We start from the raw sequence: 14,049 nt of genomic DNA, 5'->3' as shown, positions 1-14,049 counted from the left end.
TATGTATCCTTTAATTAATCGACGTTCAGCGCGTCATTGACCAGATCTTGTTGCTGCTTCTGGTGAACGGACATATACCCTACCGCCGGAGAGGCGGAGGCCGGGCGACCTGCATAGCGCAGGGCTGACCCAAATGGAATCACTTCACGGAAATGATGCTGGCTGCAGTACCATGCGCCCTGGTTAAGCGGCTCTTCCTGGCACCAGACAAAATCATGAACGTGAGCGTACGGTTTCAGCGCTTCCTGCACCGCCTGGTGCGGGAACGGATAAAGCTGTTCGATACGCACGATGGCGACATCTTTCTGATCGTTCTTACGGCGCTGTTCCAGCAGGTCGTAATAAACCTTACCAGAACACATCACCACACGCTTCACGGCCTGCGGATCCAGCTCGTCAATTTCACCGATGGCCGGCAGGAAGGTGCCATTTGCCAGTTCATCCAGGCTCGACACCGCCAGCGGGTGACGCAGCAGGGACTTCGGCGACATCACCACCAGCGGACGACGCATACCGCGCAGCGCCTGACGACGCAGCATGTGGTACACCTGAGCCGGAGTAGACGGCACGCAGACCTGCATGTTCTGCTCGGCGCAGAGCTGCAGATAACGTTCCAGACGCGCGGAAGAGTGCTCCGGACCCTGACCTTCATAACCGTGCGGCAGCAGCATTACCAGGCCACACATACGGCCCCATTTCTGTTCGCCGGAGGAGATGAACTGGTCGATAACCACCTGCGCACCGTTGGCGAAGTCACCGAACTGCGCTTCCCAGATGGTCAGGGTGCGCGGTTCTGCCGTGGCGTAACCGTATTCGAAAGCCAGTACCGCTTCTTCAGACAGCACGGAGTCCCAGACCTTGAACTGGCCCTGACCGTTGTGCACGTGCTGCAGCGGGGTGTAGGTTGAACCGTTAGACTGGTTGTGAACGACCGCATGACGGTGGAAGAAGGTCCCACGGCCCGCATCTTCACCGGACAGACGAACAGGAATGCCTTCGTCAACCAGCGTCGCGTAGGCCAGCGTTTCCGCGCCGCCCCAGTCGAAGAGCTTCTCGCCTGCCGCCATGGCCTGACGGTCAGCATAAATTTTCGCCACGCGAGACTGCATCTCGATAGCGTCCGGCACGGTGCTGATGCGTTTAGCCAGCTCCTGCAGGCGCTTCATCTCAACCTTATTCGGGTAGCTCTCATCCCACTCGTGGTTGAGGTACGGCGACCAGGTAAAGGAGTGCATGTTCATCGGACGCAGCTCTTTCACTACGCATTCGCCCGCATCCAGCGCGTCGCGGTAGAGGTTGACCATTTCGGTCGCATCTTCCAGCGTCGCCACTTTGTCGCCTTCCAGCTTGTCAGCATAGATTTTGCGCGGAGTCGGGTGTTTTTTGATTTTCTGATACATCAGCGGCTGGGTTGCACTTGGCTCATCCGCTTCGTTGTGGCCGTGACGGCGGTAGCAGAAGAGGTCAATGAACACATCGCGTTTGAAGGTATTACGGAAGTCCAGCGCCAGACGGGTCACGAAAGCCACGGCTTCCGGGTCATCCGCGTTAACGTGGAAGATCGGCGCCTGCACCATCTTACCGATGTCGGTGCAGTACGGGGTAGAACGCGCATCCAGCGGGTTAGAGGTGGTGAAGCCCACCTGGTTGTTGATCACGATGCGAACGGTACCGCCCACTTCATAACCACGCGCTTTGGACATGTTCAGGGTTTCCTGCACCACGCCCTGCCCTGTTACCGCCGCATCACCGTGGATGGTAATTGGCAGAACTTTATTGCTGCTTGGCTCGTCCAGACGATCCAGACGCGCGCGCACGGAACCGATAACCACCGGGCTGACGATTTCCAGGTGTGACGGGTTAAACGCCAGCGCCAGGTGAACCAGACCGCCTTCGGTTTCGATATCCGACGAGAAGCCCATGTGGTACTTCACGTCGCCGGTGCCGAGGTGTTCTTTATGTTTGCCCGCGAATTCGTCGAACAGGTCCTGCGGTTTTTTACCCAGCACGTTAACCAGCACGTTCAGACGACCACGGTGCGCCATGCCTAGCACCACTTCACGGGTGCCGCTCTTGCCTGCGTGACGAATCAGCTCTTTCAGCATCGGCACCAGGGCGTCACCGCCTTCCAGAGAGAAGCGTTTTGCGCCCGGGAACTTCGCGCCCAGATAGCGCTCAAGGCCTTCCGCTGCGGTCAGTTCGCTGAGGAAGCGCTTTTTCTCGTCAGCCGAGAAGGTCGCGTGGCCCGCTACGGATTCGATACGCTGCTGGATCCAGCGCTTCTCTTCGGTAGAGGTAATGTGCATGTATTCCGCGCCGATGGAGCCGCAGTAGGTTTGCTTGAGCGCGTCAATCAGATCGCCCAGCTTCATCGTGTCTTTGCCGATGGCAAAGGAACCTACGTTAAAGCTTTCCTGGAAATCGGCCTCGGTCAGATCGTGATATGCCGGATCGAGATCGGCCACACGGTCTTGTTTCCACAGTCCCAGCGGATCGAGATTCGCATGCTGGTGACCACGGAAGCGATAAGCGTTGATAAGCTGCAGGACTTTAACCTGCTTCGCATTGGTGTCAGGGTCGGAAATCGCAGAAGAGTAACGTGAGGCATCCTTCGCCAGACGACGGAAATAATCACGTGTTTTGGAATGGAATTGATCCGGTTTGACCCCTGTACCAGGCAACTGCTGGAACATGGAACGCCAGTTTGCGTCCACTGAGTCAGGATCGGTTAAGAAGTCTTCATAGAGCTGTTCTATCCAGCTCTGGTTGGCACCAGAGAGGTAAGAAGAGTCCAGCCAGGCTTTCATTGCGCCGTTCTGCATCGTGATCCCTTAAGCATTTTTATGCTTACTTTCGCCGTAGAAACTACCACGCACACCACGTGTACGTGCCGGGGTTCACCTGCGAGCTCTTTGTGGCCCGCGAAGGAACCTTTAGAAACTGTCTAGACTTCAGGGCAGTTTTTAAAGGTTTCTGCAATCTATTCCCTCTCCCTGTGGGAGAGGGTTAAGGTGAGGGGAACAGCACTCCCCTCTCACTACTTACGCACTGCGCTGCAGCAGCATCGACTTAATATGGCCGATGGCGCGCGTCGGGTTCAGCCCCTTCGGACACACACTGACGCAGTTCATGATGCTATGGCAGCGGAATACGCTGAAAGCGTCACTCAGTCCTTCCAGACGGCTGTCGGTTTCGGTGTCGCGGCTGTCGATCAGGAAGCGATAGGCAGCCAGCAGACCGGCCGGACCGATAAACTTGTCCGGGTTCCACCAGAACGACGGGCAGGACGTAGAACAGCATGCGCAGAGAATACACTCGTACAAACCGTCGAGTTTTTCACGCTGCTCAGGAGACTGTAAGTGCTCGCGAGCCGGTGGATTTTGCCCATTATTCAATAAGTAAGGCTTAATCTTCTCATATTGTGCATAGAATTGCCCCATGTCTACCACCAAATCACGCACGACCGGCAGGCCTGGCAGAGGACGGATAACAATTTTCTGACCGGGACGCTGCAACGCTGAAATGGGCGTGATGCAGGCCAGGCCATTTTTGCCGTTCATGTTCACACCGTCAGAACCGCAGACCCCTTCACGGCAGGAGCGGCGGAACGACAGCGTTGGATCTTTTTCTTTCAGCTGGATTAAGGCATCCAGCAGCATCATGTCGCGACCTTCTTCCGCTTCCAGGGTGTAGTCCTGCATGCGCGGAGCGTCATCAACATCCGGGTTATAACGATAAACTGAGAATTCGAGTTTCATTATCCTGTCTCCGCATTAGTAAGTACGAATCTTCGGCGGGAACGCCGGACGCAGTTTCGGTTCCATGTTGACGCTACGACGCGTCATGGTTTCCGACTCTGGCAGATACAGGGAATGACACAGCCAGTTTTCGTCATCACGCTCCGGGAAGTCGAAGCGGCTATGGGCGCCACGGCTTTCGGTACGGAAGTTTGCCGACATCGCGGTCGCGAACGCGGTTTCCATCAGGTTATCCAGCTCCAGGCACTCAACGCGCTGGGTGTTAAACTCGCTGGAGGTGTCGTCCAGACGGGCATTTTTCAGACGCTCGCGGATCGCTTTCAGCTGCTCAAGACCTTTGGCCATCGCGTCGCCTTCACGGAATACCGAGAAGTTGTGCTGCATACATTCCTGCAGCGCTTTACGGATTTCCACCGGATCTTCGCCGTTACGGTTGCCGTTCCAGCGGTTGAGGCGCTCCAGAGAGGCATCAATTTCGTCGTCGGTTGCGTCACGCAGCGCACCCTGCTCGGCAATGGATTCCTGCAGATGCAGACCCACTGCGCGACCAAACACCACCAGATCCAGCAGGGAGTTGCCGCCCAGACGGTTTGCACCGTGTACGGATACGCAGGCGATTTCGCCCACCGCGAACAGGCCAGGAATGACCACGTCTTCGCCCTGCTCGTTCACGGTCAGCGCCTGACCGGTCACTTTGGTCGGAATACCGCCCATCATGTAGTGGCAGGTTGGGATAACCGGAATCGGCTCTTTCACCGGGTCGACGTGTGCGAAGGTGCGGGAAAGTTCCAGGATGCCCGGCAGACGGGACTCCAGAACTTCTTTACCCAGATGGTCGAGTTTCAGCTTCGCGTGCGGACCCCATGGGCCGTCGCAGCCGCGGCCTTCACGGATTTCGATCATGATGGAACGCGCCACCACGTCACGACCCGCCAGGTCTTTCGCATTCGGGGCATAACGCTCCATGAAGCGTTCGCCGTGTTTGTTCAGCAGGTAGCCACCTTCACCGCGGCAGCCTTCTGTTACCAGAACGCCTGCACCGGCGATACCGGTTGGGTGGAACTGCCACATCTCCATATCCTGCACCGGCACGCCCGCTCGGATAGCCATACCGACACCGTCACCGGTGTTGATGTGGGCGTTGGTGGTGGACTGATAGATACGGCCTGCACCGCCGGTCGCCAGCACGGTAGCGCGCGCTTTGAAGTAAACCACTTCACCGGTTTCGATGCACAGCGCGGTACAGCCAACAATCGCGCCATCGGCGTTTTTCACCAGATCCAGCGCATACCACTCGGAGAAGATGGTGGTGTGGTTTTTCAGGTTCTGCTGATACAGGGTGTGCAGCAGCGCGTGACCGGTACGGTCAGCCGCCGCCGCGGTGCGTGCCGCTTGCTCGCCGCCGAAGTTTTTCGACTGGCCGCCAAATGGACGCTGATAGATAGTGCCATTTTCCAGACGGGAGAACGGCAGACCCATGTGGTCCAGCTCCAGAATCGCTTCCGGACCGGTTTTACACATATATTCGATGGCATCCTGGTCGCCGATGTAATCGGAACCTTTTACCGTGTCATACATGTGCCATTCCCAGTTATCTTCATGGGAGTTACCCAGCGCAACGGTAATACCGCCCTGCGCGGACACAGTATGGGAACGGGTCGGGAAAACTTTAGAGAGCAGCGCACAGGTTTGGCCGCTCTGGGAAATTTGCAGTGCGGCACGCATACCTGCGCCACCGGCACCAATTACAACAGCATCAAATTCTCTGACTGGCAGTTTCATTACACACCCCACACCACAACGAATCCATAAATAACGTAAACCACCAGTGCAACCACAATGGCCAGCTGCAGTGGGAGGCGAATCGCCAGCGGTTTAACGTAATCGGTCAACACCTGCCACATGCCAATCCATGCATGAATAAGGATAGAGAACAGGGCCAGCAGGGTGAACACTTTGGTGAAGGCGGATCCGAAGAACCCACTCCAGATTTCCCACGTCAGCGTGCCGCTGGTCGCGAAGAAACCGATCATATAGATGATGTAAAGAGTGAGAACGATGGCGGTAGCACGGACCAGAATGAAGTCATGTACGCCGTTGCGTCCTAATGCGGAGGCGTTGCTTACCATACGAGAACTCCTGCGAGAAGTGAAAGCACGACAGTAATCACAAATGAAATGTTAGCGGAGCGTTTCCCGGCTTCGAAAGTCTCTTCCAGGTAGCCAAAGTCCATCAGCATATGGCGAACACCCACGACGACGTGGTACGCCAGCGCGGTCAGAATGCCCCACATGATGAATTTCACGAAGAAGCTGTTCATGATGGCAGAGGCCTGGAGGAATCCTTCAGGGGAAGAGAGGCTGGTGCCCAGTAACCACAGCAGAATACCGACCGCCACAAACGTAATCACACCAGAAACACGGTGCAGAATGGACGCTATTGCTGTTACGGGGAACCGGATCGTTTTGAGATCCAGATTGACAGGTCTTTGTTTTTTCACATTTCTTATCATGAATAACGCCCACATGCTGTTCTTATTGTTTCCTTCCTCCGGACTGCGATGCGGGTCAAGCAGCGTTCCTTTTCTATAACTGCGCGTCATGCAAAACACTGCTTCCAGATGCTTAAACGACACGTTACAACGCTGGGTGGCTCGGGATTGCAGGGTGTTCCGGAGACCTGGCGGCAGTATAGGCCGTTCACAAAATCATTACAATTAACCTACATACAGTTTGTCGGGTTTTCTCTGGAACAGTGATCAGGGTCACGATAACAACATCTTTTTAATTTTTAATCATCTGATTTGACAAATGTTAAACAATATTGTTACAAACGTCATCAGAAAAGGCATATAATGCGCAAAAGTTATGAGGTCTCTCTTTCACCTGACAAATAGTTATGTAACAGTGTGATGGTATTGACCGAAGTTATCAGGACAGTTATTAGTGATATACAGGTTTGAATAATTCGGACTGCAAAAACGCTGATTTGCTGTTGTTTCACTGATATTTCATTCGTTTACCTGCAAGGCGCCATAGCTCTGTACCCTGGTTTGTCCTCGTGAGCTGAGCGGTAAGCCAAATAACAATCTGGTAACGGTGATTAACAGCTGAAAGCAAATCCGGTAAAGCGCAGTCTTAAGCATAAGGCGCTAAGGAGACCGTAAATGGCTGATACAAAGGCAACGCTCACCCTAAATGGTGACACTGCTATTGAACTGGATGTGCTAAAAGGCACGCTCGGTCAGGATGTTATTGATATCCGTACGCTGGGTTCCAAAGGGATGTTCACCTTTGACCCTGGATTTACCTCTACCGCATCTTGCGAATCCAAAATCACCTTCATTGACGGTGACGAAGGTATCCTGCTCCATCGCGGCTTCCCTATCGATCAGTTAGCCACCGAATCCAACTACCTGGAAGTGTGCTACATCCTGCTGAACGGCGAAAAACCGACGCAGGCCCAGTTCGATGAATTTAAAACCACCGTGACCCGTCACACCATGATCCATGAGCAGATTACCCGTCTGTTCCATGCGTTCCGTCGTGACTCTCACCCAATGGCGGTGATGTGCGGTATTACCGGTGCGCTTGCAGCGTTCTACCACGACTCCCTTGACGTGAATAACCCGCGTCACCGTGAAATCGCCGCTTACCGTCTGCTGTCCAAAATGCCTACCATGGCGGCGATGTGCTACAAATACTCCATCGGCCAGCCGTTTGTGTATCCGCGCAACGACCTCTCCTACGCGGGTAACTTCCTGCGCATGATGTTCTCCACGCCGTGCGAAGAGTACGAAGTGAACCCGGTTCTGGAACGCGCGATGGACCGTATTCTGATCCTGCACGCTGACCACGAACAGAACGCCTCTACCTCTACCGTCCGTACCGCGGGCTCTTCAGGCGCGAACCCGTTCGCCTGTATCGCTGCGGGCATCGCCTCCCTGTGGGGACCGGCGCACGGCGGCGCGAACGAAGCGGCACTGAAGATGCTGGAAGAGATCAGCACCGTTGAGCACATTCCTGAGTTCGTGCGTCGCGCGAAAGACAAGAATGATTCCTTCCGCCTGATGGGCTTCGGTCACCGTGTTTACAAAAACTACGACCCGCGCGCCACTGTGATGCGTGAGACCTGCCACGAAGTGCTGAAAGAGCTGGGTACCAAAGATGATCTGCTGGAAGTGGCGATGGAGCTGGAACACATCGCGCTGAACGACCCGTACTTCATCGAGAAGAAACTCTACCCGAACGTTGATTTCTACTCTGGCATTATTCTGAAAGCGATGGGCATTCCGTCTTCCATGTTCACCGTGATCTTCGCTATGGCGCGTACCGTAGGCTGGATTGCGCACTGGAACGAAATGCACAGCGAAGGCATGAAGATCGCGCGTCCTCGTCAGCTGTATACCGGCTACGAGCAGCGTGATTTTAAGTCTGACCTGAAGCGCTAAAAGATGTTGGGTGCGGCCTGATGCCATCACCCCGGCCCTCTCCCACAGGGAGAGGGTGAAAACATTAAAAACGGTAACCCAAGGGTTACCGTTTTACTTTTATTTCTGGCAGTGCGGGCACCAGTAGAAGGGTCTTGAAGAGAGCATCATCCTGTCGATAATCCCGCCGCACCGCTCGCACTTTTTCCCCGCCCGATGAAACACCTTAAAGCGGAACAGCGCCCCGTGATGCTTGTTTTCATCCACTACGCCACGCGTGTTGTACGACAGCCGCGGGATGTCCAGCAGCGCGTGGGACAGCGCCTCCAGCTGTTCATCGCTCAGCTGAGAGGCTTTATGCTGCGGCGCCAGCCCGACTTCCCAGAGGATTTCCACCCGCAGGTAGTTGCCAAGCCCGGCCAGAAAGGCCTGGTCAAGAAACAGGCCGGAAAACTGCCGGTTGCGGAATGCAGGCGATAACAGCCGGGCCTTCACATCGCTCGCCGTCAGGCGCATATCCAGCACGTCCGGCCCAACCCGCTGTAAGAACGGGTGCGTGAGCACCTGCTCAGGCGTTAACATTTCGATATCAGAGGCGCTATAGAGCAGGATCGCCTTATCCGCCGTTTGCAGCCTGACGCGCAGCACGCGTGTCGTTTGCGGCTGTTCACCCGCCTCCACCACGCGCCAGACGCCGTAAAGCTGGTTATGGCTGTATAACGTCAGGTTATGGGAAAAATGCGTGAGCAATGCTTTGCCGCGCGTTTCAATATGCGTTACCGACTGCCCCACCAGCTGTGATTCAAACGGTTTCAGTTGAGGAAAAGCAAACCAGGCCTCCGTCAGCGGTTTGCCCTTTATCGCCGCCTCGAGGCTATCCGCCGCGCGGCGGATCTCCGGGCCTTCTGGCATTTTTCTATCCTTTTATGATTAATCTGCGCTGACAAGAATGCCCTCTTCAGCGAACGCGGCCCGCAGGCGGCGCGCGAACTGGAGCGCATGCTCGCCATCGCCGTGCAAACATACCGTATCAGCCTGAACGTGCGCCGTTGTGCCATCCACGGCGGTCACTCGCCCGTAGCGCACCATCTCCAGCGTCTGGGCCAGCGCTTTCGCTTCATCGGTAATCAGCGCACCGGCCTGCGTACGCGGTACAAGGCTGCCATCAGGCATGTATCCCCGATCGGCAAACACCTCCTGCCGCGTGGTCAGCCCCAGCCGTTCTCCGGCACGAATAAGCTCGCTGCCCGCCAGGCCGATCAGAATCAGCTGCGGATTAGAGTCCCGCACCGCACGGGCTATAGCGTCCGCCAGCGCCGGAGCTTTTGCCGCCTGGTTATAGAGCATGCCGTGCGGCTTCACGTGGCGCAGCACACCGTTCTCAGCGCGCACCATCGCCTCCAGCGCGCCAATCTGGTAGAGCACCTGAGCGTAGACCGTCTCAGGCGGCAGGTCCATCGCGGTGCGGCCAAAGTTTTCCCGGTCAGGGAAGCTCGGATGTGCGCCTATCGCGACGCCGTTTTTGATGGCGTTACGCACGCTATCCAGCATGGTTTGCGCATCGCCCGCGTGGAAGCCGCAGGCGATATTGACCGAGGAGACCAGCGTCATCAGCGCCGCATCGGCGCTGCCGCCCTCGCCCAGATCGGCGTTTAAATCAATCTTTACCATCGAGCCTCCACGCCAGCTGTTCGAGATAGCGCTGCTGATCCTGCCGCGCCTTTAGCGCCTCCTCCAGCGAACATTGAACGAAGTGAATCGGCTGTCCGAGGGGAATTTGCGCCAGATGGTAGCGATCGGCTTCAATGATGCAGGCAATTCGCGGGTAGCCCCCCGTCGTCTGCGCGTCGTTCATTAAGACGATCGGTTGCCCGTTGCCCGGAACCTGAATAACCCCTGGCAATAAACCGTGGGAGAGCAGTTCTCTGTCGGTCGTCCGGATCAGCGGCTGCCCCTGCAGGCGATAACCCATACGGTTACTCTGCGGACTGAGCTTCCACGGCGAGCGCCAGAAGGACTCTTTTGAGGCCTCGTCGAACTCATGATATTCCGGCCCCGGTAAGGCGCGGATCTGGTTTCCCCAGAGGAGTTGTTTTACCCCCTGAGCCGTCGAGAAGTGACGCGAAGAGGGCTTAATCGCCAGGCGATCGCCATCGCGCAACAACCGTCCTTCGTGACCGCCAATCCCGGCTTTCTGATCGGTACTGGATGAGCCCAGCACGTCAGGCACATCAATGCCGCCAGCCACCGCAAGATAGCTACGCACGCCGTGCAGAGGACGCTTTAAGGTCAGACGCTGTCCGGCTTTCGCCCGCAGACGCCAGCCGGTCCACACCGCTTTGCCGTCCAGCGTGGCATCACAGCCTGCGCCGGTGAGCGCGAACCAGGTCTCCTGACCAAACTCAATGACACACTGGCCGAGCGTAATTTCGAGCGCCGCCGTGCTGCCGGGGTTGCCCACCAGCACGTTAGCGATTTCCAGCGCTGGACGGTCCAGCGCACCACAATAGCTCACGCCGGACTGACGCATGCCAAAGCGCCCGGCATCCTGTACGGAGGTGTAAAGCCCGGCGCGAATAAGCGTTAACATACCCCCTCCTTCTGCGGGATAAAGCGAAGGGTGTCGCCGGGCCGCAGGAGTATCGGCGTCTCCAGCCCGGGTTCAAATAACTGGGTGGCGGTATGCCCGATAAGCTGCCATCCACCGGGCGATGTCAGCGGATAAACGCCGGTCTGCTCACCACCGATAGCCACCGTCCCCGCCGGTACGCTCAGGCGCGGCTCTGCGCGGCGCGGCGTATACAACCGGGGAGATAATCCCCCCAGATACGGGAATCCGGGCTGGAATCCCAGGAACCAGACGACGTAGTCAACCGAACTGTGCAACTCAACAACCTGCTTTTCCGTGAGTCCGCAGTGGTCTGCGACCACACCAAGATCCGGTCCCCCCGTACCGCCATAAACGACCGGGATCTCAATGGCACGCGATTCCGGCTCCAGCGCCTCGCTCTCTTCCCACCAGCGCTGTAAACGTTCAATGGCATCCAGCGCCAGCGTATGCGGACTACGCAGCACCACCGTGATGTTATTCATCCCCGGAATGGCTTCAACCACATCCGGCAGATCGACCAGACGCTGGGTTAGCCGCCAGATACGCTTTTGCGTGGCAAGGGTCACCGGCGGCTCGAGCTCCAGAACCACTGCCGTTTCTCCCAGAAGATAACAACGCGCTCGCTGCACTCAGGCACCTCTCATCAGGCCGGGTTAGGAATATCAATAAAGGTCACATCCAGATCGGTATTTTCCGTCAGCCACTCGCTGAGGGCGCGAATGCCGCCGCGCTCGGTGGCATGATGGCCTGCCGCGTAAAAATGCAGCCCCTGTTCACGCGCCGAGTGAATGGTCTGCTCGGAAACCTCGCCGGTGATAAAGGCATCAACACCGAAGCGCGCGGCGCTGTCGATAAAGCCCTGCCCGCCTCCGGTGCACCAGGCAACACGCTTCACCGTATCCGGACCGGTATCGCCGCTCCACAGCGGACGACGCCCCAGGCGCGCTTCAATCCAGGAAGCCAGTTCCAGCCCCGGAACCGGCATCGCCAGCTCGCCCCACGGCACCAGCGGCTCGATTTCGCCCATTACGGTAATCCCCAACAGTTGGGCAAGCTGAACGTTGTTACCAAGCTCCGGATGTGCGTCCAGCGGCAGGTGGTAACCGTACAGGTTGATGTCATTTGCCAGCAACGTTTTCAGGCGGTTGCGCTTCATGCCGCGAATAATCGGTGATTCGTTTTTCCAGAAGTAACCGTGATGGACAATCACCGCATCGGCCTCCTGACGGACAGCCTCGTCGAGCAGCGCCAGGCTTGCCGTGACGCCGGTGATAATTTTCTGTACCGTTTCGCGCCCTTCTACCTGCAGGCCATTAGGACCGTAGTCGCTAAAGGAGGCGGTATTGAGTTTTTCGTTAATCAGGCGTTCCAGTTCACTGTTTTTCATCTTTATGCTCTCAAACTTTTCTGGCGGCTTCGTACGCTTCCAGCGTGGCGACACGCGCCTGTTTATGGTCAACAATCGGGCGGGGATAATCGAGCTTTACGCCCTGTTTATCCGCCCATGCCCACGGGTCGTGGATCGCTTTCGCAGGAACGTTCCTGAGCGCGGGCAACCAGCGGCGGATAAAGTCGCCGTTGGCATCAAATTTTTGTCCCTGAGTGGTTGGATTAAAAATCCGGAAATAGGGAGCCGCATCGGTGCCCGTAGAGGCAGCCCACTGCCAGCCGCCGTTATTCGCGGCGAGATCGCCATCGATCAGCTGAGAGATAAAATAGCGCTCTCCGATACGCCAGTCGATAAGCAGATCCTTCACCAGAAAGCTGGCTGTAATCATTCGCAGGCGGTTGTGCATCCACCCGGTTTCATTCAGCTGGCGCATGGCAGCATCAACAATCGGATAGCCCGTCTCCCCTTTTTGCCAGGCCTGTAAAAGTGCCTCATCGTGCTGCCATTTTACGTTGTCGGTCCAGGGAATGAACGGACGATGCTTACAGAGATCGGGATGATACGTCATCAGATGGCGGTAGAACTCACGCCAGATAAGCTCGTTCAGCCAGACAGAACCGGTGCCCCCATCCAGCGCCTGCGGCTGCTCGGCCAGAAGGCGGTGTAAACACTGGCGAGGAGAGATCGCGCCCAGCGCCAGACAGGCCGACAGGCGGCTGGTGCCCTCGATGGCCGGAAAATCCCGCCGCGCGTCGTAGTTGGCCGCGTCCTGTTTGCAGAACTGGCGGAGCTGCGCGATGGCCGCTTTTTCATCGGCGGGGAACAGCGCTTTATCAAACGGCTCCTGAGGGTAGTCAAACGTCAGTTCAGACAGGTCCTTCAGGGGTTCGCCCCTCGCGGCAGGCGCGGCAACGCACTCCGGCAGCGACTCTTTCAGACGCTTGATAAAGGCATTTTTAAACGGAGTGAAAACTTTATACATCTCACGGTTGCCGGTCATCACGCTGCCCGGCGCCAGCATCACGCTGTCATCAAATCCTACACAGACCACATCCTCCAGCATCTTCTCCAGCTGACGGTCGCGCTGCTGCTCGTTGAATTCGTACTGATAGTTGTAAAAAAGATGCGTGACGTTGTGCTGCTTACAGGTCTCCTGCACCGTCTGCAGCTGTGCGGCAAAATCACTTACCTCTTTATAAATCAGCGGTATGCCTTTTCCGGCAAGCGAATGCTGCAGATCGGTCAGATACGCACGCAGCAAGGCCGCCTGGCGTGGCGCCATATCATGCTGCCGCCACTGCTCGGGCGTAGCCACAAACAGAGCCAGTACGTTAGCGTCTTTGGCGCGGCAGGCCGCCGCCAGGGCGATGTTGTCATGTACGCGCAGGTCCGCGCGAAACCAAACCAGATGGGTGGGCATAAAACTCCAGGCAAATATCCATTATGTCCGTAAGGGCATGCCGTAAAAGGAAAAAGCATGCATTGAACTACTTTGCCATGAAGTGTAGACGGGATGAAATAAAAAAGGCCGCCCAAGGCGGCCTTAACGCTACTTGTCCTGCGCTATCGTGTTAAATGCAACAAACCCGATCGGTTCATCACTTTTGACAACGAGTACGCTGGCGACAATGAACGCGATGCAAAAATAGCGTTTCATTATGCGGTCCCTGCTGCTAACCGCTCCACCGTTCACCACCGGTGATAAGTCGGTGGACACAAGCCCGGGTAGGCGGACTGCTTTACGGCTGTAAAAATACCTTTCCCAGGACCGATGCCCATTTACGAGATGGCGGAAAGGGACGCCGCATCATAATGAACATCCGCTGCAAAGATAAGATACTCGAAGAAAATTAGGATTTTA

12 protein-coding genes are annotated in these 14,049 nt (G+C 56.5%); 1 reads left to right on the top strand and 11 read right to left on the bottom strand.

Annotated elements, in window-relative coordinates; translation table 11 throughout:
• Positions 1–14: 14 nt before the first annotated feature.
• The 5 genes from sucA to sdhC form a co-directional block, all read right to left on the bottom strand.
• Positions 15–2,822 carry a 2-oxoglutarate dehydrogenase E1 component gene (gene sucA / locus ACW9E7_RS04895; RefSeq protein WP_133294003.1) on the bottom strand — a complete coding sequence of 936 codons (2,808 nt, stop codon included), beginning with the start codon at positions 2,820–2,822 and terminating at the stop codon, positions 15–17.
• A 219-nt stretch (positions 2,823–3,041) separates the two neighbouring features.
• Positions 3,042–3,758: a succinate dehydrogenase iron-sulfur subunit SdhB gene (gene sdhB / locus ACW9E7_RS04890; RefSeq protein WP_008501090.1), complete on the bottom strand. Its 717-nt coding sequence runs from the start codon at positions 3,756–3,758 to the stop codon at positions 3,042–3,044.
• A 15-nt stretch (positions 3,759–3,773) separates the two neighbouring features.
• The gene (sdhA, locus tag ACW9E7_RS04885) at positions 3,774–5,540 is read right to left on the bottom strand and encodes a succinate dehydrogenase flavoprotein subunit (RefSeq protein WP_024908800.1); all 1,767 of its coding nucleotides are present in this window, start codon (positions 5,538–5,540) and stop codon (positions 3,774–3,776) included.
• Complete coding sequence (gene sdhD / locus ACW9E7_RS04880) at positions 5,540–5,887, bottom strand: succinate dehydrogenase membrane anchor subunit (RefSeq protein WP_008501088.1); 348 nt, start codon at positions 5,885–5,887, stop codon at positions 5,540–5,542. The genes sdhA and sdhD overlap by 1 nt, the downstream gene beginning before the upstream one ends.
• Positions 5,881–6,285, bottom strand: coding sequence for a succinate dehydrogenase cytochrome b556 subunit (gene sdhC / locus ACW9E7_RS04875; RefSeq protein ID WP_020684965.1), 405 nt, complete (start codon positions 6,283–6,285; stop codon positions 5,881–5,883). The genes sdhD and sdhC overlap by 7 nt, the downstream gene beginning before the upstream one ends.
• Before the next feature lie 639 nt (positions 6,286–6,924).
• Between sdhC and ACW9E7_RS04870 the strand changes: the two genes are divergently transcribed.
• Positions 6,925–8,208 carry a citrate synthase gene (locus ACW9E7_RS04870; protein ID WP_045909567.1) on the top strand — a complete coding sequence of 428 codons (1,284 nt, stop codon included), beginning with the start codon at positions 6,925–6,927 and terminating at the stop codon, positions 8,206–8,208.
• Between the two features lie 99 nt (positions 8,209–8,307).
• Here ACW9E7_RS04870 and nei read toward each other — a convergent pair whose 3' ends face one another.
• From nei to phrB, 6 genes are read right to left on the bottom strand one after another with little or no spacing between them, the layout of a single operon-like run.
• Positions 8,308–9,099 carry an endonuclease VIII gene (nei, locus tag ACW9E7_RS04865; protein WP_115874511.1) on the bottom strand — a complete coding sequence of 264 codons (792 nt, stop codon included), beginning with the start codon at positions 9,097–9,099 and terminating at the stop codon, positions 8,308–8,310.
• Positions 9,100–9,117: 18 nt separating this feature from the next.
• On the bottom strand, positions 9,118–9,858 hold the full coding sequence (pxpA, locus tag ACW9E7_RS04860; RefSeq protein ID WP_458727338.1) for a 5-oxoprolinase subunit PxpA: 741 nt from the start codon (positions 9,856–9,858) through the stop codon (positions 9,118–9,120).
• Positions 9,845–10,777 carry a 5-oxoprolinase subunit PxpC gene (gene pxpC / locus ACW9E7_RS04855; protein ID WP_111964371.1) on the bottom strand — a complete coding sequence of 311 codons (933 nt, stop codon included), beginning with the start codon at positions 10,775–10,777 and terminating at the stop codon, positions 9,845–9,847. Before pxpC ends, pxpA begins: the two co-directional genes overlap by 14 nt.
• Complete coding sequence (gene pxpB, locus ACW9E7_RS04850) at positions 10,771–11,427, bottom strand: 5-oxoprolinase subunit PxpB (protein ID WP_458727337.1); 657 nt, start codon at positions 11,425–11,427, stop codon at positions 10,771–10,773. The genes pxpC and pxpB overlap by 7 nt, the downstream gene beginning before the upstream one ends.
• Positions 11,428–11,441: 14 nt before the next feature.
• Positions 11,442–12,185 (bottom strand): type 2 GTP cyclohydrolase I, encoded by a 744-nt coding sequence (locus tag ACW9E7_RS04845; RefSeq protein ID WP_458727336.1) that lies wholly within the window; start codon positions 12,183–12,185, stop codon positions 11,442–11,444.
• 10 nt (positions 12,186–12,195) lie between these two features.
• Positions 12,196–13,608: a deoxyribodipyrimidine photo-lyase gene (gene phrB, locus ACW9E7_RS04840; RefSeq protein WP_458727335.1), complete on the bottom strand. Its 1,413-nt coding sequence runs from the start codon at positions 13,606–13,608 to the stop codon at positions 12,196–12,198.
• Positions 13,609–14,049 lie beyond the last annotated feature (441 nt).

Source organism: Enterobacter sp. H2G27, from assembly GCF_054403075.1.
This window is presented reverse-complemented; position numbering and strand designations above follow the sequence as displayed.